Genomic DNA, 25,038 nt, shown 5'->3' on the forward strand with positions numbered 1-25,038 from the left:
TTTGGGAAAGGCTTTTTCTTTTCGGGAAGTTCATCAATTCCCCTTGCTTACTTTTCTTTATCTTTGCTCAAAGACCTGATGATAGTTATGAATGAAAATCTGGATCCCAGCGGAGAAAATTTTTCTCCCGAAGAAATTGATATAGAAAGGGCCTTGCGCCCCCTGGAATTTGATGATTTTGCAGGTCAGGATCAGGTATTGGAAAATCTAAAGGTTTTTGTTGAAGCGGCCAATCAAAGGGGCGAAGCTTTAGACCACACCCTTTTCCATGGACCTCCGGGGCTTGGGAAAACAACTCTGGCACATATTCTAGCCAACGAACTTAGTGTCGGAATTAAAGTCACTTCCGGGCCTGTCCTGGATAAACCCGGAGATTTGGCCGGTCTTCTTACAAATCTGGATGAGAGGGATATTCTTTTTATTGACGAAATCCATAGATTGAGTCCTGTGGTAGAGGAATACCTCTATTCAGCAATGGAAGATTACCGTATTGATATTATGATTGAAACCGGGCCAAATGCGAGGACTGTTCAAATCAATTTGAATCCGTTTACGCTGGTGGGAGCAACCACTCGTTCAGGACTTCTTACAGCGCCTATGCGTGCACGTTTTGGTATTTCCAGTAGACTTCAGTATTACACCACCGAACTGCTTTCAGACATCGTTCAAAGAAGTGCTGAGATACTCAAAGTTCCCATTACCCTGGATGCTGCTATCGAAATTGCAGGCCGGAGCCGGGGGACTCCACGTATTGCCAATGCGCTTCTAAGAAGAGTGCGGGATTTTGCACAGATTAAAGGCAATGGCAAAATCGATATGGAAATTGCCCAATATGGTCTCAAAGCGTTAAACGTAGATACCCACGGTTTGGATGAAATGGATAATAAGATCCTGGAAACCATTATAGATAAATTTAAAGGTGGTCCCGTGGGGATCACAACTTTGGCTACCGCAGTAAGCGAAAGCGCTGAAACCATCGAAGAGGTTTACGAGCCATTCCTCATTCAGCAAGGATTTATTTACCGCACCCCTCGTGGTCGGGAAGTAACCGAAGCAGCCTACCGGCACCTTGGCAGGACGAAAGGAAATACACAGGGCGGATTGTTCTAAAAGTTAAAAAAAGAGTGTTTTCTTTTCGATTCAAGCCGTTTCAGGTGGTTTCTTCTTAACTTGAACCTTCAAATGGGAGGTATGAAAGGTAAAGACATTCCGGCTGTATCGTGGCTAAAATTTATGGGGAAAGCCAATCTTATCCTCAAAAATCCCTTGCCTTTTCATGCTGAAAATTTTGAAAAACTGGGAGATATTTTCAGAGTTAAAACCGGTTTTGGGAATCCCCTTGTTTTTTCCAGGAGTGCTGCCTTTGCTGAATATGCCCTTCAGAAAAACCATAAAAACTTTGAGAAATCGCCAATCCAAACCCGGGATATGGCAAAATACCTGGGCAACGGCCTCCTGACTTCTACAGGAGAACACTGGCGGAAACAGCGTAAACTCATACAGCCCGCTTTTCATAAGAAGCAAATCGCCGGTTTAATGGATACAATAAATTCGGCTATTTTACTAGAGTTGGACAAGATCGAACCCAATAAATCCATAGATATTTTTCCTGTTTTTAATGACCTTGCCTTTCAAACGGTGGTAAAATCCCTTTTTAGCAGTGCCGTAGGCCAAAAGGAGATCGACCACTTGCAATATATTACCGAAGCGGCACAGCGAATGCTGGTCAAAGAACTCCGTCAGCCTTTTAAGCGCTGGTGGTTTAAGTATGGAGGAAGCATAAAAAAGCATATGGCCTTAGTTGAAGAGGCGCGTGAAATCCTTAGGAAATTAGTGAGGGAAAGAAAAGAAAATCCTGTAGGCGAGGGAGATCTGCTGGATATGCTGCTTGATGCGAGGTATGATGACGGCACGGCAATGAGCGAGAAACAACTGATCGATGAAATTCTGATCTTTTTTACCGCAGGTCATGAAACCACTTCGAATGCACTCACTTTCACTGCTGAGCTCCTCGCAAGACATCCGGATATTCAGGAAAGAATTGCTTCGGAAACAAAAAAAGCTAAGGAAAAGGCCAGCAATCTTATTGAACTGATGGCCTCCTGTACTTATACGAAACAGGTTTTAGAAGAAGCTATGCGTTTATATCCGCCGGTTTATTTTATAGATCGTATTAATTTTGAGGAAGATGAATTTAACGGATTCAGAATACATAAAAATTCAAATTTATTGTTTTCGATCTATGAAATTCATCGTGATGCTACATACTGGGAAAATCCACAGGAATTTGATCCTTCCCGATTTGCTGAAGGCACCAAACATACCGCCCACTACTTTCCGTTTGGGGCAGGACCACGAAAGTGCATTGGTAATAACTTTGCGATGTATGAAATGATTTTAGCCATTTCAGAGCTGGTTTCCAGGTACAGGATCAGTACAAATAAAGAAGAAATTGAAATAAAACCTTTAATTACGTTGAAACCCAAAAATGCTATTTTGAGATTTGAAAAGAGATCCTAATGCTACTTCACCATAGTCTGGTAAGAATAGGGTTGGTGAAATTTGTGAAATAGGTTATATTTAAAAAATCGCATCTTTGTAAAATCAGTATGAGTAATTTAAAAGAGCGATATACCTCCTTAATTAAAGCCGAAGCCAAACGCCTCGGCTTTCTTTCATGCGGGGTTTCTAAAGCCGAATTTCTTGAAGAGGAAGCCCCCCGCCTGGAGAAATATCTTCAAAAAGGGATGCATGGCGAAATGAAATACATGGAAAATCATTTTGATAAACGCCTTGATCCCACCAAACTTGTAGAAGGTTCAAAATCGGTAATTTCTTTATTGCTGAATTATTATCCTCAGCAAATTCAAAATCAGGATTCCTATAAGATTAGTAAATACGCTTATGGGCGGGATTACCATTTTGTGATCAAGGATAAGCTTAAAGACCTGATGCAGTTTATGCAAAATGAAATTGGAGAAATAGAAGGGCGTGCTTTTGTTGATTCGGCACCGGTGCTGGATAAAGCCTGGGCGGCCAAAAGCGGTCTCGGCTGGATAGGTAAGCATTCCAATCTCTTATCTAAGCAAACGGGCTCTTTTTATTTTATTGCTGAACTTATTGTAGACCTGGAGCTGGAATATGATACCCCGGTAACCGATCACTGCGGAAGCTGTACGGCTTGTATAGATGCCTGTCCCACTCAGGCCATCGTAGAACCTTATAAAGTTGACGGCAGCAGGTGTATTTCCTATTTTACAATTGAATTAAAGGATGAGCTTCCAAACTCCTTTAAGGGCCAGTTTGAAGACTGGATGTTTGGTTGCGATATCTGTCAGGATGTTTGCCCCTGGAACCGTTTTTCCAAACCGCATAATGAACCTCTGTTTAATCCACATCCCGGGTTACTTGAAAATGATAAAAAGGACTGGGAAGAGATCACCAAAGAAACCTTCAATGAGATCTTCAGAAAATCTGCCGTGAAAAGGACAAAATTTGAAGGTTTGAAAAGGAATATTGATTTTTTAAAGAAATAAAACTCTTCGATTCACTTCTAAAAACAGGCAGGCAATAAAAATATTTTTTGTCGCACTGTAATAAACCGCGATTTTCGTCACTAAACAGGTAAAGACAATTTTGAGTAAAGATTTCTACACCCAATTTATTCTACCTTATGCAGGAATTATCATTAAAATCTGTAGGGCATATACCGATACCGAGGAAGATTTTCAGGATTATTATCAGGAGGTGTGTCTGCAAATCTGGAATAGCCGCAAGAATTTTAAAGAAGAAGCCAAATGGTCTACATGGGTTTATAGAATTTCTCTAAATGTGTGTATGAGCCTTTTGAAAAAGCGAAAAAAGAAACAGGCTCGTTCTACAGATTACATAGAAGTCCAGAACATACCTATTACTGAAAATTCTTTTCAGGATGAATCTTTACAGCTTCTGTACAAGGCGATACGCCAATTATCTGAACTAGACCGGGCTATTATTTTACTTTATCTGGAAGAGAATTCCTATAAAGAGATTGCGACTATTATTGGAACCACGCCAAATAACATTGGGGTGAGAATCACTCGTATTAAAAAACAACTTAAAAAATTGCTTGATGGAAAGATCTATTGAAAATATTTGGAAAAAAGGATTTGAAGCTGAAAAAGGACTTTCAGCTCCGGTAGTATCCAATTTGTACAAAAGAAAATCTGGGCTAGTCATCCAACAAATTAACAGTACATCGAAGAAGGATAATTTGAGTCTGCTTCTTATAGCCGTTATTTTACTGGCAATTTTTGCCTTTATAGGCAAAGTCATATTGGGCATATACGTGGCTGTTCTTATTATTGCACTGTTTTTTCTCAACAAAAAGATGCTAAAAGGACTTGAAACTCTGGATATAAGAGATAATACCTATAGTTATCTTCTGAATTACAGGATTCAATTGAAAAGGATCATGAGATTTACAACATTGCTCATTGGATTAGGTTTACCCTTAGTGACTATCCCGGCTTATTGGATGTTCTTTCAGGGCACCAAAATGCTAACAAAATTTAGACAGCTCGATTTAGCTTTGGAGATTCTGCTTATTTTAGGATTGGCTGTATTTCTTTCCGTGCTCGGAATTCTTTGCTATCGTCTCGCTACAAAAATTGTATACGGAAGGTTACTGGCAAGGTTAGAAAGCACCATTGAAGATATGGAAGACTTGATGAAGTCTTAGTTAGATTCTTGATTTTAAAGTTTAAAGAGAAATATTGATTTTTCAGGGAAATAAAATTTTCGATAATTTCTTTAGTTCGTTAATTATTTTATTCAATTTTTCCCTAAATTAATACAGGTTGTTGTATGAATAAAAATTTGATGATGAAGCAAGAAGATACCTGTCATTATTATCCCCCGCTTGAAGAGAAATTTAATATCATTTCTCACGGTTTTGGATTCGCGCTAAGCGTAATTGGATTGATACTGCTAATTTTAAGAGCGAATGAGCTGGGAGGTATCAGGCACCTGGTAAGTTTTAGTATTTTCGGCGCAAGCATGATTCTGCTTTACGCGGCTTCCACTTTCTATCATGCCTCAAAAGATTCTACCTGGAGATATCGGTTAAATATTGTAGATCATGCCTCTATTTATGTGCTAATTGCGGGCACTTACACGCCCTTTGCCTTAGTCACATTAAACGGAGTTGTGGGGTGGAGTATTTTTGGGGTGGTTTGGGGCCTCGCACTCACAGGAATTATTTTGAAACTTTTCTTTACAGGGAGGTACAATATACTTTCAACGATAATGTATGTTGTAATGGGATGGATAATTGTTTTTGCGGTAAAACCTCTCGTGAATAATCTTGAATTGCCGGGGCTTTTATGGTTGGTTGCAGGGGGTATTTCCTATACAGTGGGAGCTATAATTTTTAGTCTGAATAAGATAAAATTCAATCATGCTATCTTTCATATTTTCGTCCTCCTGGGAAGTTTCTGCCATTTTATCTCCATTTACTTTTATGTCTTGCCAGGAGAATCAGTAAATATCCTTTCTTAAAATTCAGAATAGTTATTAGAATTCCTTTTTTAAGGAAGTAATAGTAGGGTTTATTGAAGGGTTTTTTCTCAGAAGAAGGTCTTTTTAATATTAATCTAAAAAGCTGTGTTTTGCGACCTTTTCCGGGAAGTTTGTGTCTTTTATTCATACAACCTTCCTAACTTTGTAGATACAGTCAAATTGAGCAATTATGAGTAGTACTCCCAGAAAAAGGCGTGAAGCCCTGGTTTATCACGCGAAACCAAAACCTGGAAAAATTCAGGTAGTTCCCACTAAAAAATATTCAACACAAAGAGACTTGTCTCTGGCTTATTCCCCGGGAGTGGCAGAACCCTGTTTAGAGATTGAAAAGGATAAAGAAAATGCATATAAATATACCACCAAAGGAAATCTGGTAGCTGTTATCTCTAATGGTACTGCCGTTCTTGGTCTTGGGGATATAGGTCCTGAAGCTTCAAAACCCGTTATGGAAGGCAAGGGCTTACTATTTAAGATCTTTGCCGATATTGATGTTTTTGATATTGAAGTAGACACAAAAGATGTAGATAAGTTCGTTGAAACTGTAAAAAACATCGCCCCCACTTTTGGTGGAATTAACCTTGAAGATATAAAAGCTCCTGAAGCTTTTGAGATTGAAAGACGCCTGAAGGAGGAGCTTGATATTCCGGTGATGCATGACGACCAGCACGGGACTGCGATTATTTCTGCGGCTGCTTTGCTGAATGCCTTGGAATTGTCTAAAAAGAAAATGGAAAAGGTCAAAATAGTAATTAATGGTGCCGGTGCTGCTGCAATCTCCTGTACCAAATTATATAAAGCCTTTGGAGCCAAGCCCGAGAATATTGTCATGCTGGACAGTAAAGGGGTTATAAGGAAAGACAGACCAGACCTTTCCGAAGAAAAAGCCGAATTTGCGACTTCCCGTAAGATCGATACTCTGGATGAGGCGATGAAAAATGCCGATGTTTTCGTTGGTCTTTCTATTGCTGATATTGTAACTCCCGAAATGCTGAAAAGCATGGCGAAAAGACCTATTGTATTTGCAATGGCCAATCCCGATCCCGAGATCGATTACAACCTGGCTATCTCTACTAGAAAAGATCTGATAATGGCAACCGGCCGTAGCGACCATCCTAACCAGGTGAACAATGTACTGGGATTCCCGTTTATTTTTAGGGGCGCTCTTGATGTTCGCTCTACTAAAATTAACGAAGAAATGAAAATGGCCGCGGTTAAAGCCCTGGCCGAACTAGCCAAAGAGCCCGTTCCCGAACAGGTAAATATTGCCTATGGAGAGACCCGTATGAACTTTGGTCCCGATTATATTATTCCCAAGCCTTTTGACCCAAGGCTTATTACTAAAGTTCCTCCGGCGGTAGCCCGGGCTGCTATGGAAAGTGGGTGTGCCAGGCACCCTATTCAGGATTGGGAAAAATATGAGGAAGAGCTTCTGGAGCGCATGGGAAGTGATAATAAGATCACACGTTTATTGATGAACAGGGCCAAAATGGACCCTAAACGCATTGTTTTTGCTGAAGCCGACCATCTTGATGTTCTTAAGGCTGCCCAGATAGTAAATGATGAAGGAATTGGAATTCCTATCCTCCTGGGGAGAAGAGAGGTGATTCAGGAGCTTATGCAGGAAATAGATTTTGAAGCCGATGTTGAGATCCTTGATCCTAAATCTGATGAACAGGAAGATAAACGCAAAGACTATGCTGAAGCTTACTGGAAAACACGCAATCGAAGTGGAGTAACTCTATATGATGCCGAGAATTTTATGCGTCTTCGAAATTATTTCGCGGCGATGATGGTCAATACAGGAGATGCCGAAGCTTTGCTTTCAGGGTATTCCAGAGCTTATCCAACTGTCGTAAAACCTATGCTCGAACTTATTGGATTAGCAAAAGGAGTTAGCCGTGTGGCCGCAACAAACCTTATGAATACTTCGCGTGGCCCATTATTTATAAGTGATACCTCCATTAATATTGATCCGCCGGCAAAAGATCTGGCTAAAATTGCACAAATGACTGCGCGCACCGTGCAGCTTTTTGGGCTGGAACCGGTTATAGCAATGATCTCATATGCGAATTTCGGATCATCTAAAGACCCCCACGCCTCGAAGGTAAAAGAAGCAGTCTCGTACCTTCACCGATGGCAACCAGAATTAAAAGTTGATGGAGAATTACAGATAGACTTTGCCCTTAACAGGGAAATGCTTCAGAGTAAATTCCCATTCTCTAAACTGGCCGGGAAGAAGGTGAACACCTTAATTTTTCCGAATTTGGATTCAGCGAATAGTAATTATAAAATGCTTAAAGAGCTGAATCATGCCGATTCTATTGGGCCAATTATGATGGGTATGAAAAGACCGGTACACATTCTTCAGCTAGGGGCGAGCGTAGAAGAAATGGTGAATATGGCAGCCGTTGCCGTAGTTGATGCACAGGAAAAAGAAAGAAAGAAACAAAAGGAAAATCTGTAGTAAATTTGATGAAAAAGCCTATGAAATGAGCGTTTCAGGCTTAAGTTAATTTTACTACATTTGATATCTAAGCTTGAATTGATATATGGTTCATCATTTAAAGGGGCAATTGATTGAAAAATATCCCACGCATGTGGTGATAGACTGTAACGGAGTTGGTTATTTTTTAAATATATCATTAAATACTTTTTCTAAACTTCCCGATGCTGAAGCTGTACATATCTATACCCATTTGCAGGTAAAAGAAGATTCTCATACCCTATATGGTTTTAGTGACAAATATGAGCGGGAAGTTTTCCGGTTGCTGATCTCGGTTTCGGGAGTGGGTACCAGTACGGCAAGAACAATGTTGTCTTCGCTTGAACCTAGTCAGGTAAGGGATGCCATAGCCACAGCCGATGTAGCAACAATTCAGAGTGTAAAAGGAATTGGAGCTAAAACTGCCCAGCGGGTTATTTTAGACCTGAAAGATAAGATCCTGAAAGTGCAGGGAGGAGATGAAGTTTTTGTTTCTCAGGACAATACAATTAAAGAAGAAGCGTTATCAGCTTTAGAAACCCTGGGCTTTGCCCGGAAGCAAGCAGGGAAAGTTATAGATAAAATTTTAAAGGATTCTACCAGCCCCACCGTGGAGTCCCTCATTAAACTGGCGCTTAAAAACCTTTAGAAATTGAAGAACAATTACTTGAAATTGTCAACTTCGGTCCCGCTTGCCTTACTGTTATCGCTGGTAATTTCAACTAATTTATCAGGACAGGAGACTTCGCAGGACACCACCCGAACCGGATATGACTTGGGCACAATTTCATTGCCCGATCCCGAGAGTTTTTCTTCCCAGTATGAGTATGATCCCATTTTAGACCGTTACATCTTCCGTGAAAGCATCGGCAATATCAGTTTGTCGCAACCCCTCATCCTTACTCCTGAAGAATTTGAAGAACTTGTGCTTCGGGAAGAGATGCAAAACTATTTTAAGCTTAAAGGTGATGCCCTCGCCGGGAATAAAAAAGGAGCCGAAGAAATTCAGAAAGATATGTTGCCGGATTTCTATGTAAACTCCGGTTTTTTTGAGAGTGTTTTTGGCGGGAGCCAGATAGATATTGTACCTCAGGGTACTGTTGAAATGGATTTGGGACTGCTTTATACCAAACAGGATAACCCGGCTTTTTCTCCGCGAAACCGAAAGAATCTCACCTTCGATTTTGACCAGCGTATAAGTTTAAGCCTTCAGGGACAGGTGGGGGAACGCCTGGGTATCATTGCTAATTATGATACTGAATCAACCTTCGATTTTCAGAATCAACTGAAACTGGAATATACCCCCAATGAAGATGATATTATTCAGAAGATTGAGGTTGGTAACGTAAATATGCCCTTGAATAATGCACTTATGCAGGGCGCACAGAGTCTTTTTGGGTTTAAAACCGAACTCCAGTTTGGAAAAACCAGGATTACGGGAGTGTTTTCTGAACAAAAATCAGAACGGAGAACGGTGAATGTTGAAGGTGGAGCAACAATTGAAGATTTTGAAAGATTCATCCTGGAATACGATCAGGATAGGCATTTCTTCCTGGCACATTATTTTAGAGATCATTATGACGAGGCTTTAAGGGATTATCCCTTTATAAATTCCAATATCCAGGTACAGCGAATCCAGGTATGGGTGACCAATCGAACCAATAATATTCAAAATCTTCAGGATACTCGTAATATTGTTGGAATTCAGGATCTTGGGGAAACTTTTTTAGAAGGAAATATAGGTTTGGATAATCCGCCTGCTGGTTTCTTTAACCAGGCTGAAGGTGCTTTTCCCGATAACACGAATAACGATTTTAATCCTTTTGGAATCAATGGTACTGAGGAGTCTGTCCTTACTCCTGCCATCAGGGATATTTCTACCATAGAAAGTGGTTTTGGAGGTGTGCAGGTTTCAGAAGGGACCGATTATATAAAACTCGAAAACGCCCGTCAGTTACAGTCTAATGAATATACACTAAATACCCAATTGGGCTATATTTCGTTAAACCAGCGTTTAAGTAATGACGAGGTGCTGGCAGTTGCATTTCAGTTCACTGCTAACGGACAGGTGTACCAGGTTGGTGAATTTGCGAACGATGGGGTAGATGCTACCGGCTCTGTTTCTGCTGAAGAACCAGGTGATGAAAATGAACAGGACATCAATGCACGTTCTAACCGTAACCTGGTGGTAAAACTTCTTAAAAGCACGATTACCAACGTAAATGAGCCTATCTGGGACCTAATGATGAAGAATATCTACAGCCTGGGTGCTTATGAGTTGGAAAGAGAAGATTTCAGAATGAATATTCTTTATACCGATCCGCAACCGATTAACTATATTAAACCTGCAGGGGATGGGGCTACTCCCTTGCCAGAAGATGTAAGCGATACTCCTCTGTTGAGGGTTTTTAATCTGGATAAGCTTAACTCCAATAACGATCCCATCGTGGGCGGGGACGGCTTTTTTGATTATGTTCCCGGCCTAACCATAGATCCGCGAAATGGAAATGTGATTTTTACTTCGGTGGAGCCTTTCGGAGAGCACCTTTTCAGGGAACTGGATAATACGCCCAATACCGGGACAGAAGATTATGCCGATAAGGATACCTGGAATGCAAACCAATTAAAATATGTATTTCGTTCCCTTTACAGCACCACCAAAACTCAGGCCGAACAGGAAGAGGCCGAGAAGAACAAATTTCAATTAAAAGGAAGATATAAGTCGGCTGAGGTAGAAGGAATTCCGATTGGCTTTAATTTGCCGCCGGGTTCTGTAACAGTAACGGCCGGAGGTCGGGTGCTTCAGGAGGGCGTAGATTATGTGGTGAATTATGAACTTGGCCGTGTTCAAATCCTCGATGAAGGTTTACTTGCCTCTAATATTCCCATTCAGGTAAATACGGAAAACAATGCGCTCTTCGGGCAACAGACCAAACGCTTTACCGGGGTTAATGTAGAACATCTTTTCAATGAAAATTTCCTTGTAGGCGCTACCTTCCTGAATTTAAAAGAACGACCATTAACTCAAAAGGCTAATTATAGCTACGAACCGCTCAATAATTCGATTTACGGTTTCAATTTAAATTATTCTACTGAAGTTCCTTTCTTCACCCGATTGGTGAATAAGCTTCCGAATATAGATACCGATGTTGAATCTAATTTTTCGGTGACCGGCGAATTTGCCTATCTGCAGCCGGGATCACCGAATATTAATGATTTTGGAGGAAAAACCACGACTTATATTGACGATTTTGAAGCTGCTCAAACCTCTATTGGGATTAACACCCCCCTAAGCTGGGACCTCTCCAGCGTTCCTCTGGGATTTGGAGGTGAGCTTTCTAATGGTGACATAAACGTAGGCTTTAAACGTGCTAAACTAGCCTGGTACACCATAGACCCTATTTTTTACAGCAGTAATCGGCCCGATGGAATTACCGATGCCGACCTTTCTTCTTATGCTACCCGGCGGGTTTCAATGAGTGAAATTTTCCCCAATACAGATGTGGTACAGGGGCAGCCTATGGTTGTTTATACTATGGATGTAGCGTATTTTCCCGGGGAACGCGGACCTTATAACTTTAATCCTACTGCTTCAGGGGGAAATACTTTGCCGAATCCAACCGATAATTTTGGCGGGATGATGCGGGGAATAAGCGCTACAAACTTTGAGCAGTCTAACGTGGAATTCATCGAATTCTGGGTGATGGATCCATATATTTATGAGGAAAACCGCGGGAATTCTGGAGGAAGCATCAACTTCAATCTTGGGAATATTTCCGAAGATGTTGTAAAGGATGGAAGAAAACAATATGAAAATGGCTTGCCTAAAGATGGAGGCGACAGTAATACCATATCTACAAATTTTGGAAAGGTGCCTTCCGATCAGTCCCTGGTGTATGCCTTTGATTCTGAAGGCCAGGAACGTTTAAACCAGGATGTGGGGTATAACGGTCTTTCTGATGAAGAAGAAGCTGTGAAATTTCCGGAATTTGGAAACCTGGAAGATCCTGCCGGTGATAATTATGACTATTTTCTTGCCCGCGACGGAAACATCGTAAATCGCTACCGAAATTATAACGGGATTGAAGGGAATTCCCCAACCGAGGTTGGAAATACAAACCGCGGGAACACCACTTTGCCTACTGCCGAGGATATTAACAGGGACAATACGATGAATACCATAGACAGTTACTTTGAGTATGAAGTACCTTTCTTCCAGGGTATGGATATAGATAATAACCAGTATATCACCGATGTTAAGGAGCTCAATGTGAGTCTAAGAAACGGACAGGAACTTCCGGTTAGGTGGCTTCAGTTCAAGGTGCCTATTTACGAACCAACCGATAGCAAAGGGGGTATAGCTGATTTTAGATCGATAAGATTTATGAGGATGTTTCTAACCGGTTTTCAAGATCCTACTTTGTTAAGATTTGGGACGATGGAACTGGTTAGGGGTGATTACCGCAGGTATAACCAGAGTTTGCAAATTGAGAATGCCAGGCCCGAAAATTCCAATACTTTATTTGAAGTTACTGCGGTAAACATAGAAGAGAATGAAAACCGGCAGCCAATTCCATATGTGTTGCCTCCGGGCGTGATAAGAGAAGAGCTTTTTGAAAGCAATACCAATATCAGGCAAAATGAACAGTCGCTGGCTTTAAGGGTTTGTGATCTTGAACCCCAGGATGCCCGTGCTGTTTATAAGAATTTCCAGATTGATATGCGGCAGTATAAAAACCTTGAGATGTTCCTGCACGCCGAATCTCTGGTGAACCAAACGCCGTTAAAAGATGGGCAATTGGTGGCTTTCTTAAGAATAGGAACAGATTTTACCGATAACTTTTATCAGGTTGAAATTCCGTTAAGCCCAACATTATTTGGAGCACAGTCTGCTGAAGAAATCTGGCCGGCAGTAAATCGCCTTGACCTACCCCTGGAGTTATTGAAAAGGGTTAAAACAAGTGTATTGGGTGATCCTTCATTGAATTCAGGGGATCTTAATTTTTATACTCAGGATCTTGAGTTAACCGATGCTGAAGATACCTACGACCCCGGAGAAATGAGAATAGGAATTAAGGGAAATCCAAGTTTTGGAAATGTTCGGGTACTAATGCTCGGCCTGAAAAACGGGATGCCAAATAATAGCGTGCAGGATCTTTGTGGTGAGGTGTGGTTTAACGAATTAAGACTTTCAGATCTTAATAATGAAGGGGGCTGGGCCAGTATTATTAATATGGATACCAATCTTGCGGATTTTGCCAACCTTGCGGCGACAGGACGTAAAAGCACTGTTGGATTCGGTACGCTGGATCAGGGACCGAATCAGCGAAGCAGGGAAGATGTTCAGCAATATGATGTGGTTACCAATTTAAATATGGGGCAATTATTTCCGCAGAAATGGGGGCTAAGAATTCCTGTAAATTATAGTCGCGGCGAGGAACTGGTAACTCCAAAATACGATCAGGAATTCCTTGATGTGGAACTGGATACACGATTACAGGATATCGTTGATCCTGTGGAAAGGGACAAGGTTAAAAAGCAATCGCAGTCTTATACAAAACGCCAAAGCATAAATGTAATAGGGCTAAGAAAAGAAAGGACCGGCGAAGCAAAACCTATGCCTTACGATATTGAGAATTTCACTTTTTCCACTTCATACAACCAGGTAGACCACAGGGATTTTGAAATTGAAGAAAGCCTTGATCAAAATGTGAGGGTGGGAGGAAACTATGAGTTTAATTTTGCAAATGAACCCATTGAACCTTTTAAGAATATTGCGGTATTAGACAGCAGTGATTATTTTACAATTATTAAAGACTTCAATTTTAATCCGCTTCCAACAAATATTAATGCTAGTTCAAATATTCTCCGGCAGTATAATGAACAGAAATTCCGAAGCCTTGAATTGACAGAAAACGATCTGGGATTACCTGTTTTATATCAACGGAATTATTTATTTAATTGGGATTACGGCATAAATTATAATTTGACCAGATCATTGAATTTCAATTTCAATGCTTCGAATAACAGGGTTGTAAGGAATTATATCACTGAAGACGGTATTCCCGATAACAGCATTGGCCTGTGGGATGATTTCTTCAATATAGGGGAGCCTAATCTGCATTATCAGAGCCTTCAGCTAAATTATGATCTGCCCCTGGAAAAACTACCGGTATTGCGATTTTTGAAAGCTACCTATTCATTCACCGGTGATTTTCAATGGCAGCGGGGATCCAGAATATATGAAAACCTGGAAGGGGTTCCGGATATCGGAAATTCTATCCAGAACTCGAATACTCATCAGGTGAATGCAAGCCTTGATATGCAAAACCTATATGATTATCTTGGTTTGGTGGAGAAGAAAACCGTAGGTAACAGTACCATAAAAGAACGCAGTGCCGGAGTGCCAACCCTGGATGGAACCCAGGAAGAACCACAAGAGGCTTCACCTCCCGAGACTAAAGAATACAGAGGTTATAATACCTTTATTGGGGTGATTACTTCCTTAAAAAGGATTCAGGTGAACTACAGGAATAGTCAGGGGACCTTTATGCCGGGTTATACTCCTGAAATAGGTTTTATGGGGACCCTAAGGCCAACTACGGGCTTTACCTTCGGGCTTCAGGACGAAATAAGGTATATGGCCGCCAGAAGGGGATGGTTGACCCTTTTCCAGGATTTTAACCAGCAGTTTACCACAGTTGAGAATGAACAACTCGCTGCTCAGGCTTCTTTGGACCTTCTGCCGGATCTTACCATAGACATTAGTGCCAACCGAAATTATGCAGAAACATTTAATGAAAATTACAGAGTTGATCCCAACACGCTGGAATATCAATCTTTGACTCCATATACTTACGGGAATTTTAATATTTCGACCATCCTGCTTAAGACAGCATTTAATCAATCCTCAGAAGCCTCTTCAGAAACCTTTGAAACTTTCAGGGAAAACAGGTTGGATGTAGCGCGTAGACTGGCTGTTGAACGTGGTCTGGATCCTAATAATACAGACGAAGACGGTTACCCGGTAGGACTGGGGAAAACCAATCAGGCCGTGTTATTACCAGCCTTTATTTCGGCATATGCCGGGGTTGACCCCGATAATGTTAAACTCGGGGCTTTTAGAGATGTACCTTTACCCAACTGGGATCTTAAATATACCGGCTTGATGAGAATAGGTTGGTTTAAGGATAAATTCAGACGAATTTCTTTAAATCACGGGTATCAGTCTAATTACACGATAAATCAGTTTCAAAGCAATCTTGATTACGATCCTGATGATAGGTTTGCTGTTAACCAGGCGGGAGATTTTAAAAATCCTGTGCTGTATTCAAACATAGTTTTAACCGAATTGTTTACTCCTTTGATTAGGTTAGATCTTGAAACAAAATCCTCGATACAGGTGCTTGCCGAAATTCGAAAAGACAGAGCTCTTGCGCTTAGCTTTGACAATAACCTGCTTACCGAGACCCGAGGGAATGAATACAGGCTTGGGATGGGGTACCGTATACAGGACCTGAAAATTGCAACTAGTTTAGCCGGGCAAAATAGAATTTTGAGTAGTGACCTTAATTTTAAAGGAGATGTATCCTTCAGAAGGAATAATACGGTGATTAGATATTTAGATTTGGAGACCAGTCAGGTTATTGCAGGGCAGGATATCTGGGGTATCAATTTCACGGCAGATTATGCGCTATCTCAAAACCTCACTGCTATATTTTATTACGATCATAGTTTTTCTGAATACGCTGTTTCTACCGCATTTCCGCAGACTACTATCAGATCTGGAATAACATTAAGATATAATTTCGGAAATTAGATAATGGCTGTTTGAACAATTGCATTAAAAAATTACCTTTGCGTATATATAATATCAAATTATGAACATACCTCAAGATTTAAAGTACACCAAAGACCACGAGTGGGTTAAAATTGAAGGCGATACCGCCACTATAGGAATTACCGATTTTGCCCAGGGTGAATTAGGTGATATTGTTTACGTTGAAGTAGATACCCTAGATGAAACTCTGGAAAGAGAAGAAGTCTTTGGTACTGTGGAAGCTGTGAAAACAGTATCAGATCTATATCTTCCGCTTTCGGGAGAGATAGTAGCCTTCAATGACAGCCTTGAAGATGAGCCTGAAAAGGTGAATTCTGATCCCTATGGAGATGGCTGGATGGTTAAAATTAAGTTTTCTGATGCTTCTCAACTCGAAGATCTATTAACCCCTGAAGCCTATAAAGAAATTATTGGTAGCTAGAATCATTTTAATTGGTGCAAGCCTTTACACCCTTGCCCTTACCATTGGTTCCCTGGTGCAACTGGGGAAAATTAGTGTGGGTAAATTTAACCCTACAGATAAGTTTTTACATTTTATAGCCTATCTTGCATTGGTTATACTTTGGCAACTTTATATAGTTTTTAGGGAACAGGGTTTTAAGCAGTATTATTCTTATTTAATTAAGATATCTGTTCTTGCTATTGCTTTTGGTATGTTAATTGAGGGTTTACAAGGAGCCCTTACCAGCTTCAGAGAACCCGATTGGTGGGATATATTAGCCAATAGTTTGGGTGTGATGAGTGCCGCGATGTTACTACTGTTATCTAAAGGAATCCTGCAAAGGTTAAAAAGCAAGATTAATTTAGTTTTTTAGAAAAAATATTTATTTTAGCAATCCTTATTAATCAATAACCCATTATGGAACCAAAGAAAAATCCTAAAGCAGATCTTAGCAGAAGAAGCGTCCTGTTTCTTCAGTTAGGTCTTATTTTAGTCCTTTTTGTTACCTGGCAGGCCATTGAGTGGAAAACCTATGACAAGGACGCCCTCGATACCGGTCAGCTTAATTTAGATGAATTGGATGATGAAGAAATTCCAATCACGGAAATGCAAAATACACCACCACCACCACCGCCACCACCACCGGCGCCAGAGGTGATTGAGGTTGTTGAAGATGAGGAAGAAGTAGAAGAAGACGAGATCGAGTCTACCGAAACCAACCTAGAGGAAATTGTAGAAGTAGAAGAGGTTGTAGAAGCTCCTGTAGAAGAAGAAGTTGCAGATGTTCCTTTCGCCGTTATTGAAAATGTACCAATCTATCCAGGTTGTGAGAACATGAAAAACAATGAGGAGCGGAAGCAATGTATGAGTCAGAAGATTCAGCAGCACGTAAACAGAGAGTTTAACAAGGATCTTGGTTCAGAGCTTGGATTATCTGGAGTTAACCGGGTGATCGTACAGTTTAAGATTGACGAAAACGGAGATATTGTTAACGTGATGTCCCGTGCACCACACCCAAGACTTGAGAGGGAAGCTGCAAGGGTAATCAATAAACTGCCTAAAATGCAACCCGGTAAACAACGTGGGAAAGCAGTGGGAGTTATGTACTCTCTTCCAATTGTGTTCCAGGTTCAGAATTAAAAATTACTATAAATTATATATCAAATCCCGGGATTTTCCCGGGATTTTTTTGTTTTGGCTCTAAAACTCTGTTTAAAAAATGTATATTCCCATTGTGAAACTAACCTACTTGCAAGTGGTATGAAGTATACACTGCTTCTTTTTATGATTCTTGCCTCTGTCTGCCTGTCTGCACAAACTAAAAACAATATAGAGGTTTATCCCCGGTTTTCCGAATGTGAAAATGTTCCCTATGAACAACAATCTGACTGTTTTGAGCGGACTTTTTCAGCTTTTGTTATTGAAAACTTTCAAATACCTTCAAAAGTAGAAGCTGAAGACTACCGGGGAGTAGCTACCCTTATCTTTGAAGTTGATAAAACCGGCTCTTTTAATCTTCTGTATACTGATGCTGCTTATTCTGAATTAAAAGAGGAGCTTCAGCGTGTTTTTGCTCTTCTTCCTATAATTGCTCCAGCAACTTATAACTCCAGGCCTTCTTTTATGCAGTTTAAAATGAAGCTGATGATTCCGTTGGAGATTTCTCTTGAAGAAGTAACTGTTCAGGAAGAATTCATTTCAGAAGAAAATACAGAAAAGAAAATTGCTCAAAGAACAGATTCCAAAGTTCAGGCATTAAATGAATACGATAGCATTAAGTCGGGTGAATTTACGCGGCCCAGATATCAAAGCCGGATTAATATTCCGTTAAGTCATGAATATTATTCGAGATTCGATGCTAATTTTAATCGAATAGGCACAAATACTCATTCGGCTTCTAAACCCTTGCGCTTCGATGAGGTCGCTCCCTATTACGATTTTGAGGCTAAAGAAATGCAAATGCTAAAAAATACAAATTCCTTGCTTGGGCGTAAAATCTGGAATGAACATCTAATCCGGTTTCAAACCGATGAATACTGGTTCACCATAGATTTTGCTATGGATATGCAATTAGGTAAAGATTTCGAACAAACCGAATACGAATTCACTTATAACAACACCAGGGCCGCGATCTTTCAGGGAGGCCTTGGGGAGAAGCTGAATTTCTATTCCGTGGTATATGAAAATCAGGGGAGATTTGCTGATTATTACAACCGCTATGCCGAATCAATAAGGCCAGATGGGGGCGATCCTGCCATTATTCCCGGCCGTGGAATCGCAAAGCCTTTTATGGATGGCGGCTATGATTATCCTGTAGCTGAAGGTTACCTTACTTATAGCCCTGGGAAATTCTTTAATCTTGAATTTGGCCACGGAAAAAATTTTATCGGTGATGGATATCGTTCGCTTTTAATGAGTGATAATGCTTCGCCCTATCCTTATTTTAAGCTTAATACCACTTTCTGGAAGATTAAATACACCAATACCTGGATGTCTTTGCGTGATGTTAGACCGGAGGTTACCGAGAGCGGTTCTTTCCGCACAAAATATATGGCAAATCATTATTTGAGCTATAATGTTACTAAAAGACTAAATCTGGGCTTTTTTGAATCGGTGGTGTGGGAAAACGATAACGACCGCGGGTTTGATCTTAATTATTTAAACCCGGTGATTTTTTACCGTGCTATTGAGTTCTCTACCGGCGCCCGTGGCGGGAACGCGATTATCGGTCTAACCGGAAAATATAAAGTTAGTGATCAAATAAATGTCTACGGGCAATGGGTTATAGACGAATTCTCTTCTGCTGATGTTTTTGGGGGAGAACAGAGTTGGAAAAACAAGTTGGGGTATCAACTGGGAGTAAAATATTTTAATGCATTCTCAGTGCCTGGTCTTTTCCTGAGGGCCGAGTATAACCAGGTGCGGCCATATACCTATTCTCATAATACGGGGGTTTTAAATTATGGGCATAACAACCAGTCTATGGCACATCAATGGGGTGCAAGTTTCAGGGAAATTCTGGCAATAGCTCGCTACAAAAAAGACAGATGGTATGGCCATGGAAAATTCATCTATGGCACACGTGGGTATAATTTTGCCGATAATTATAATTATGGTGGTGATATTTACGGCAGTGAAAGGGAGCGGCCTGAGAATTTGGATACCGGCGTTAAAATAGGCCAGGGAAACACTACTAGTTCGCTTTTTGCTGAAGTGGAGGCAGGCTATATAATTAATCCCGCCACGAATCTTAAATTATACGGAAGTTTTATTTATCGAAATTTTAAGCCTGAGGTAAAAACCTTTAATCAGTTTGAGAATTCAACTACCTGGATCAACTTCGGAATAAGAACCGATATATTTAATTGGTACTACGACTATTAAGTCTCTTGCTGTTCTCCAAAATTAACATTTGTGAGCCCTTGTCTAAAACGAATTAAGGGCTATCTTTGCGCCAATTTAAAAAACTGTTTTTGAGTAGCTCCGGCGTACATACCCCAACTGTTTCCCGCTTAACCGATTTTAAAGAAATTACCAAAATGCGACTTGCAGTTAGCGTGGTGTTTTCTTCTATTACGGGATATTTTCTGGGAGCTGAAAGCATAGACTTTGTGGTTGTACTATTACTTGCTATTGGAGGATACCTTATGGTTGGAGCCTCAAATGCATTTAATCAAATCATCGAGAAAAACCTCGATGCTTTGATGGATCGTACAAAGGACCGTCCTGTGCCTGCTGGCAGAATGACGGTTACCCGTGCTTTTATTATCGCGAGTGTCTTTACTATTCTTGGCTTGATCGTACTTTATATCATCAATCCTAAAACTGCGATGTTTGGGGCACTTAGCATCTTCATTTATGTAAGTATATACACCCCGCTAAAGACCAAAACTCCACTTTCTGTTTTTGTTGGAGCCTTTCCGGGAGCGATTCCGTTTATGCTCGGGTGGGTTGCAGCTACAGATAGTTTCGGGATTGAACCGGGAATATTATTTATGATACAGTTTTTCTGGCAATTCCCACATTTCTGGGCTTTGGGCTGGTGGTTGTATGATGATTATAAAAAAGGAGGCTTTTTTATGTTGCCTACGGGGAAAAGGAATAAAGGAACAGCAATACAAATTGTTCTATACACAGTATGGACCGTACTTGTTTCATTAATTCCGGCATTTGGGGTTACAGGAAGGCTATATCTAACTCCGGTTGCGGCAATTTTAATATTAATGCTCGGGCTGGGGATGTTGTATTATGCAGTTAATCTTTATAAGAAAAAATCGGCCCAGGCGGCCAAAAAATTAATGTTTGCCAGCGTTTCATATATTACCTTGCTTCAAATTATATATGTACTGGATAAATTTATAAGACAATGGATTTAACACAAGGAACCGATAAAAGCAAATTTGCCAGAGCTAAAAAAATGATGCTCTGGTTTGGGATTATAAGTATGGTGATGACCTTCGCTGGATTAACAAGTGCTTATGTTGTAAGTAAAAACAGGCCAGACTGGCTTACTGGTTTTGATCTTCCTGATGCCTTTGTATGGAGTACCTTTGTGATAGTAGCAAGTAGTATTACTTTTTTCCTGGCGAAAAGAAGTATTGCCGCTTCTAAACCTAAGAATGGAACAGCCTTTTTGCTTGGTACACTAATCCTGGCTCTTTTATTTGTAGCCCTTCAATTTCAAGGGTTTAACGATATCGTGTCGCAGGGTTATTATTTTACAGGTAGTGAAAGCAGTATCACCACATCCTTTATTTATGTATTGGTATTGGTGCATTTAGCTCATTTAGCGGGAGGTTTAATAGTATTATTGGTAGTAATTTATAACCATTTTAAACAACGCTACCAGCCGGGCCAAATGCTTGGAATCGAGCTGGGTACCACCTTCTGGCATTTTGTAGATATTCTGTGGGTTTATTTGTTTTTATTTTTATATTTCTTCAGATAATAAAATTTACGTTATTTTTGCGCAATACTCAAAAACTAAACTAAAAACTCTTCTATGGACGCGACTGTTGTAAGAACAGGCACCGAAGGTAAATCCTGGGGCGGGGGAAATGAACCTCTTAAAGCGAGTTACGGAAAAATGATGATGTGGTTTTTCATCGTTTCCGATGCGCTTACATTTTCAGGTTTCCTTGCGGCTTATGGTTTTTCAAGATTCAAATTTATCGATTCCTGGCCTATAGCCGATGAGGTATTTAATCACTTCCCATTCCTTCATGGGGTTGATGCCCCCATGTATTATGTAGCCTTAATGACCTTTATCCTTATATTTTCGTCGGTAACGATGGTTCTGGCAGTAGACGCCGGACATCAGATGAAAAAGGGAAAAGTGATTTTCTACATGTTTCTTACCATTATTGGCGGACTAATTTTCCTTGGTTCTCAAGCCTGGGAATGGAAGAACTTTATTACCGGAACTTATGGTGCAGTTAGCACAAAGGGAGGGAATATTCTTCAGTTTGTAGATAACGAAGGTCACCGGGTGGCCCTTGCCGATGTAGCGCAGGTTATGCCAACTGAGCGAGTTCCACATACTCGTGAAAGTGGAGTATGGTTTGAAGAGGGCGCAGCGCTTCCTACTTATTCCATCGAAGAAATAAAAGCTGGTTTTGCAGCTAATGAAAATATTCTGGTAAGAACACAAACTTTAACAGAAGAAGGCGAGAAAACCATTCTTAGTAGAGACGAGTCTCTTGCAAAGCTGAACACCGAGGCCGTTGGAGTTATAGAAGGGGCAAATCTGTCTCAAAATGAATATGGACCACCTCTCTTTGCCGATTTCTTTTTCTTTATTACAGGATTTCACGGTTTCCACGTATTGTCAGGTGTTTTAATAAACATCATTATTTTCTTTAACGTGGTAATTGGTACCTACGAAAGACGTGGTAGTTATGAAATGGTTGAGAAAGTTGGGCTTTACTGGCACTTTGTAGATCTGGTTTGGGTATTCGTATTTACATTCTTTTACCTGGTATAATTTTCTAAGACAGAACGAACAATATTATGGCACACGAAACTGCACATCATCACGAATCTAATACCAAGCGAATCTGGATAGTTTTTGCAATACTATCTGTTTTGACTATTGTTGAGGTTGTTTTCGGTATTATAAAACCTGGTTTTCTTGTTCATACTGATCTATTTAGTATGAGCCTCCTAAACTGGATTTTCATCATTCTTACGCTCTTTAAGGCATATTATATTGCCTGGGCTTTCATGCACCTTGAAGGAGAAGTAAAAGGCTTGCGCAGAGCAATTGTATGGACCGGAGTGTTTCTTATAGGGTATCTTTTATTTATTCTTCTTACCGAAGGAGATTATATATACGAAGTTTTTAAAACTAATCACGTAGCCTGGGATTTTTAGGCTGATGAAAGTTAAATGATAAAGAAAAGACGGTTTTATGGAGCCGTCTTTTTATTTTTGTACTCATTCCTAGAATCAGGTTTATGAAAAAGTTTTTTGTGCTCATAGTACTTTTCGCCTTACCCATTATCGCTTACCTCTTTTTTTCTTCAGGACAAAATAATTTTGCAAAACTTCCTGTGTTGACAGAAAATGTAGAGGATTTAAATGATTTTGAAAGTTTGCAGGGGGATAGTGTTTCTCTTGAGGAAAAGATTAGTATTGTAGCTTTCTTCGGAAAAGATCTGGATCAAATTAAAGGGCATACGTTTAACCTCGATCAAAAGATCCTGGAGAAATACTATGAATTTAATGATTTTCAATTCGTGATCGTGCTACCAGAATCTGCCCGGGAGGAAGCTATTCGGTTTTCCGATGAATTTGAGGCGATAGGCAACCCAGAGAATTGGAAATTTGTTTTCTCTTCTGAAGAAAAAGTAAAAGCGGTTTTTGAAAGTATGAACTCCGGTTTTCAACTGGATAAAAACCTGCACACTCCGTATGTTTTTATTGTAGACAAAGACAAAAACCTTCGCGGTAGGAAGGACGATGAGGATTATGGAAAGATGTATGGTTATGATGCCAGCTCTGTTGCGGATTTAAGCAATAAAATGAATGATGACGTGAAGGTTATACTCGCTGAATATCGTATGGCCCTTAAAAAGAATAACGCCGAAAGGAAAAACTAATTTTTTCGACAACCATAGAAAACCATTTATAATGAAGAATTATTCATACATAGGAATTTCCCTGATCATCCTGATTTTTGGGATCATCTTTATTCCAAAAATAGTAGATCGCATCAGCACCGATTCAGTAGTGGAGTCAGATCGATTGAATGTAAAGGGAACTGAGAGGAAATCTGCTTCTGCTGAAGAACTCGCTTATATGGAGATCGATGGAGAACGTAAAAAAGCGCCCGAATTCGAACTTATTGATCAGAATGGAGACACTATTACCAATGAGGATTACCTTGGAAAAGTATATGTAGCCGAATTTTTCTTTACTACCTGTCCAACAATTTGCCCAATTATGAACAGTAATCTGGTGGATATTCAGAATGAGATTAATAATGAAGAAGATTTTGGGATCGCATCATTTAGTATAGATCCTACCTACGATACGCCTGAAGTTTTACAGGAATACGCAGAAAAGTACGGGATTACCAATCCTAACTGGCATCTTTTGACCGGGGATAAGGAGTATATCTATGAATTGGCTAATTCCGGGTTTAATATTTATGCCGGTGAAGACCAGGATGCTCCCGGTGGTTTTGCGCATCAGGGAATGTTTGCTCTTGTAGACCAGGAAGGTTACATCAGGTCACGCAGAGATGCTTATGGCAACCCCATAATTTATTACAGAGGTTCTGTTGAAAGAAATAAATCTGTAGCCGAAGGAGAAGAAACCCCTGAAATTGATATTTTAATTGAAGATATTAAAAACTTATTGTGAGAGCAGGCCTAACTAAAACCGATAGAATTGCGGTGCCGGTAATTATTGCGCTTTCTATCGCCGTACCCTTAATCGTACTTATCTTGATGTACCTCCCTGAACGCTTTAACTTTCTCGGGACCCGGGCAGGAACTTTTCCTTTTTTTCATGCGATCCTGAATGGCTCCACGGCTATCTTGCTGATGTTGGGGTACTTTTTTATGAGGATTAAGGAATACAAACTTCACCGTAATACAATGATTACGGCATTCTTTCTTTCTGCTGTTTTCCTGGTAAGTTATGTGATTTCTAAGATGAGCAATGATCCTGTACCTTATGGTGGCGAAGGAGTTTTGAGGTATTTGTACTTTTTTATACTTATTACCCATATAATACTTTCGGCGATAATTGTTCCCCTGGTTCTCTTTACGATGTATCGGGGACTTACCGCTGAATATGATAAACACGCCCGCATCGCCCGGTGGACTTTTCCTATTTGGTTATATGTTGCTATAACGGGGGTTCTAGTGTATGTTTTTATGATGCCTTATTACTAATTATCTCGTGTTAAATCTTTTATTGAGAGTGACTAAATTTTTAAATTTGTGCTTTAATTATAGAAAATGAAAACCAGATTTTTATTCATATTACTTCTGCTCTTACTTCTTCCAATCGCTGCTGAAGCGCAATGCGCCATGTGTAGAGCTGTTCTGGAAAGCGAGGGAGACCAAAGCATGGCTAAGGGAATAAACAACGGAATACTCTACCTAATGATGTTCCCCTATCTTCTTATTGGGGGAATAGGCTATTTTATTTACCGCTCCCGGAAACAAGCTAAAAAGTCTGAAGAAGCTTAAACCACTTCAAAAT

The 25,038-nt window shown here is 40.2% G+C and carries 21 protein-coding genes; all 21 read left to right on the forward strand.

What is annotated here, in order from left to right:
- Positions 1-87: 87 nt before the first annotated feature.
- The 21 genes from ruvB (at position 88) to BM266_RS00890 (ending at position 25,025) form a co-directional block, all read left to right on the forward strand.
- On the forward strand, positions 88-1,110 hold the full coding sequence (ruvB, locus tag BM266_RS00790; protein WP_093404649.1) for a Holliday junction branch migration DNA helicase RuvB: 1,023 nt from the start codon (positions 88-90) through the stop codon (positions 1,108-1,110).
- A gap of 81 nt (positions 1,111-1,191) precedes the next feature.
- Positions 1,192-2,520: a cytochrome P450 gene (locus BM266_RS00795; RefSeq protein WP_093405299.1), complete on the forward strand. Its 1,329-nt coding sequence runs from the start codon at positions 1,192-1,194 to the stop codon at positions 2,518-2,520.
- Between the two features lie 89 nt (positions 2,521-2,609).
- Positions 2,610-3,536: a tRNA epoxyqueuosine(34) reductase QueG gene (gene queG / locus BM266_RS00800; protein ID WP_093404651.1), complete on the forward strand. Its 927-nt coding sequence runs from the start codon at positions 2,610-2,612 to the stop codon at positions 3,534-3,536.
- Positions 3,537-3,636: 100 nt separating this feature from the next.
- Positions 3,637-4,128, forward strand: coding sequence for an RNA polymerase sigma factor (locus BM266_RS00805; RefSeq protein ID WP_093404654.1), 492 nt, complete (start codon positions 3,637-3,639; stop codon positions 4,126-4,128).
- Positions 4,112-4,720, forward strand: coding sequence for a hypothetical protein (locus BM266_RS00810; protein ID WP_093404656.1), 609 nt, complete (start codon positions 4,112-4,114; stop codon positions 4,718-4,720). Before BM266_RS00805 ends, BM266_RS00810 begins: the two co-directional genes overlap by 17 nt.
- 143 nt (positions 4,721-4,863) lie before the next feature.
- Positions 4,864-5,538, forward strand: a complete 675-nt coding sequence (gene trhA, locus BM266_RS00815) for a PAQR family membrane homeostasis protein TrhA (protein WP_093405302.1) — start codon at positions 4,864-4,866, stop codon at positions 5,536-5,538.
- A gap of 190 nt (positions 5,539-5,728) precedes the next feature.
- Positions 5,729-8,023 (forward strand): NADP-dependent malic enzyme, encoded by a 2,295-nt coding sequence (locus tag BM266_RS00820; RefSeq protein WP_093404659.1) that lies wholly within the window; start codon positions 5,729-5,731, stop codon positions 8,021-8,023.
- 85 nt (positions 8,024-8,108) lie between these two features.
- The gene (gene ruvA, locus BM266_RS00825; protein WP_093404661.1) at positions 8,109-8,690 is read left to right on the forward strand and encodes a Holliday junction branch migration protein RuvA; all 582 of its coding nucleotides are present in this window, start codon (positions 8,109-8,111) and stop codon (positions 8,688-8,690) included.
- A gap of 3 nt (positions 8,691-8,693) precedes the next feature.
- A complete protein-coding gene (gene sov, locus BM266_RS00830; protein ID WP_093404664.1) occupies positions 8,694-15,860 on the forward strand; it encodes a T9SS outer membrane translocon Sov/SprA in 7,167 nt (2,388 codons plus the stop codon).
- A 61-nt stretch (positions 15,861-15,921) separates the two neighbouring features.
- Positions 15,922-16,302, forward strand: a complete 381-nt coding sequence (gene gcvH, locus BM266_RS00835; RefSeq protein WP_093404666.1) for a glycine cleavage system protein GcvH — start codon at positions 15,922-15,924, stop codon at positions 16,300-16,302.
- Positions 16,292-16,696, forward strand: a complete 405-nt coding sequence (locus BM266_RS00840) for a VanZ family protein (RefSeq protein WP_093404669.1) — start codon at positions 16,292-16,294, stop codon at positions 16,694-16,696. Before gcvH ends, BM266_RS00840 begins: the two co-directional genes overlap by 11 nt.
- Positions 16,697-16,740: 44 nt before the next feature.
- A complete protein-coding gene (locus BM266_RS00845; protein ID WP_093404672.1) occupies positions 16,741-17,463 on the forward strand; it encodes an energy transducer TonB in 723 nt (240 codons plus the stop codon).
- Positions 17,464-17,583: 120 nt separating this feature from the next.
- The gene (locus BM266_RS00850) at positions 17,584-19,707 is read left to right on the forward strand and encodes a gliding motility protein RemB (protein ID WP_093405304.1); all 2,124 of its coding nucleotides are present in this window, start codon (positions 17,584-17,586) and stop codon (positions 19,705-19,707) included.
- 89 nt (positions 19,708-19,796) lie between these two features.
- A complete protein-coding gene (cyoE, locus tag BM266_RS00855; protein WP_093405307.1) occupies positions 19,797-20,699 on the forward strand; it encodes a heme o synthase in 903 nt (300 codons plus the stop codon).
- Entirely contained in the window at positions 20,690-21,271 is a 582-nt protein-coding gene (locus BM266_RS00860) for a cytochrome c oxidase subunit 3 (protein WP_093404675.1), read from the forward strand. The genes cyoE and BM266_RS00860 overlap by 10 nt, the downstream gene beginning before the upstream one ends.
- Before the next feature lie 54 nt (positions 21,272-21,325).
- Positions 21,326-22,306: a cytochrome c oxidase subunit 3 gene (locus BM266_RS00865; protein WP_093404677.1), complete on the forward strand. Its 981-nt coding sequence runs from the start codon at positions 21,326-21,328 to the stop codon at positions 22,304-22,306.
- A gap of 26 nt (positions 22,307-22,332) precedes the next feature.
- Positions 22,333-22,695, forward strand: a complete 363-nt coding sequence (locus BM266_RS00870) for a cytochrome C oxidase subunit IV family protein (protein ID WP_093404680.1) — start codon at positions 22,333-22,335, stop codon at positions 22,693-22,695.
- An 83-nt stretch (positions 22,696-22,778) separates the two neighbouring features.
- Positions 22,779-23,423 (forward strand): hypothetical protein, encoded by a 645-nt coding sequence (locus BM266_RS00875; RefSeq protein WP_093404682.1) that lies wholly within the window; start codon positions 22,779-22,781, stop codon positions 23,421-23,423.
- Between the two features lie 31 nt (positions 23,424-23,454).
- Positions 23,455-24,189, forward strand: coding sequence for an SCO family protein (locus BM266_RS00880; protein ID WP_093404684.1), 735 nt, complete (start codon positions 23,455-23,457; stop codon positions 24,187-24,189).
- The gene (locus tag BM266_RS00885) at positions 24,186-24,725 is read left to right on the forward strand and encodes a DUF420 domain-containing protein (protein ID WP_093404687.1); all 540 of its coding nucleotides are present in this window, start codon (positions 24,186-24,188) and stop codon (positions 24,723-24,725) included. The genes BM266_RS00880 and BM266_RS00885 overlap by 4 nt, the downstream gene beginning before the upstream one ends.
- A 66-nt stretch (positions 24,726-24,791) precedes the next feature.
- Positions 24,792-25,025 (forward strand): hypothetical protein, encoded by a 234-nt coding sequence (locus BM266_RS00890; protein ID WP_093404690.1) that lies wholly within the window; start codon positions 24,792-24,794, stop codon positions 25,023-25,025.
- Positions 25,026-25,038 lie beyond the last annotated feature (13 nt).

The organism is Salegentibacter flavus (assembly GCF_900115145.1).
Classification (GTDB): domain Bacteria; phylum Bacteroidota; class Bacteroidia; order Flavobacteriales; family Flavobacteriaceae; genus Salegentibacter; species Salegentibacter flavus.

What these genes read in the sequence shown, in the direction of transcription:
- ruvA (WP_093404661.1), top strand. Translation starts at nt 8,109, where the DNA reads ATGGTTCATCATTTAAAGGGGCAATTGATTGAAAAATATCCCACGCAT.
- gcvH (WP_093404666.1), top strand. Translation starts at nt 15,922, where the DNA reads ATGAACATACCTCAAGATTTAAAGTACACCAAAGACCACGAGTGGGTT.
- BM266_RS00890 (WP_093404690.1), top strand. Translation starts at nt 24,792, where the DNA reads ATGAAAACCAGATTTTTATTCATATTACTTCTGCTCTTACTTCTTCCA.
- BM266_RS00875 (WP_093404682.1), top strand. Translation starts at nt 22,779, where the DNA reads ATGAAAAAGTTTTTTGTGCTCATAGTACTTTTCGCCTTACCCATTATC.
- ruvB (WP_093404649.1), top strand. Translation starts at nt 88, where the DNA reads ATGAATGAAAATCTGGATCCCAGCGGAGAAAATTTTTCTCCCGAAGAA.
- queG (WP_093404651.1), top strand. Translation starts at nt 2,610, where the DNA reads ATGAGTAATTTAAAAGAGCGATATACCTCCTTAATTAAAGCCGAAGCC.
- BM266_RS00870 (WP_093404680.1), top strand. Translation starts at nt 22,333, where the DNA reads ATGGCACACGAAACTGCACATCATCACGAATCTAATACCAAGCGAATC.
- BM266_RS00865 (WP_093404677.1), top strand. Translation starts at nt 21,326, where the DNA reads ATGGACGCGACTGTTGTAAGAACAGGCACCGAAGGTAAATCCTGGGGC.
- BM266_RS00810 (WP_093404656.1), top strand. Translation starts at nt 4,112, where the DNA reads ATGGAAAGATCTATTGAAAATATTTGGAAAAAAGGATTTGAAGCTGAA.
- BM266_RS00850 (WP_093405304.1), top strand. Translation starts at nt 17,584, where the DNA reads ATGAAGTATACACTGCTTCTTTTTATGATTCTTGCCTCTGTCTGCCTG.
- trhA (WP_093405302.1), top strand. Translation starts at nt 4,864, where the DNA reads ATGAAGCAAGAAGATACCTGTCATTATTATCCCCCGCTTGAAGAGAAA.
- BM266_RS00860 (WP_093404675.1), top strand. Translation starts at nt 20,690, where the DNA reads ATGGATTTAACACAAGGAACCGATAAAAGCAAATTTGCCAGAGCTAAA.
- BM266_RS00845 (WP_093404672.1), top strand. Translation starts at nt 16,741, where the DNA reads ATGGAACCAAAGAAAAATCCTAAAGCAGATCTTAGCAGAAGAAGCGTC.
- BM266_RS00880 (WP_093404684.1), top strand. Translation starts at nt 23,455, where the DNA reads ATGAAGAATTATTCATACATAGGAATTTCCCTGATCATCCTGATTTTT.
- BM266_RS00820 (WP_093404659.1), top strand. Translation starts at nt 5,729, where the DNA reads ATGAGTAGTACTCCCAGAAAAAGGCGTGAAGCCCTGGTTTATCACGCG.
- BM266_RS00795 (WP_093405299.1), top strand. Translation starts at nt 1,192, where the DNA reads ATGAAAGGTAAAGACATTCCGGCTGTATCGTGGCTAAAATTTATGGGG.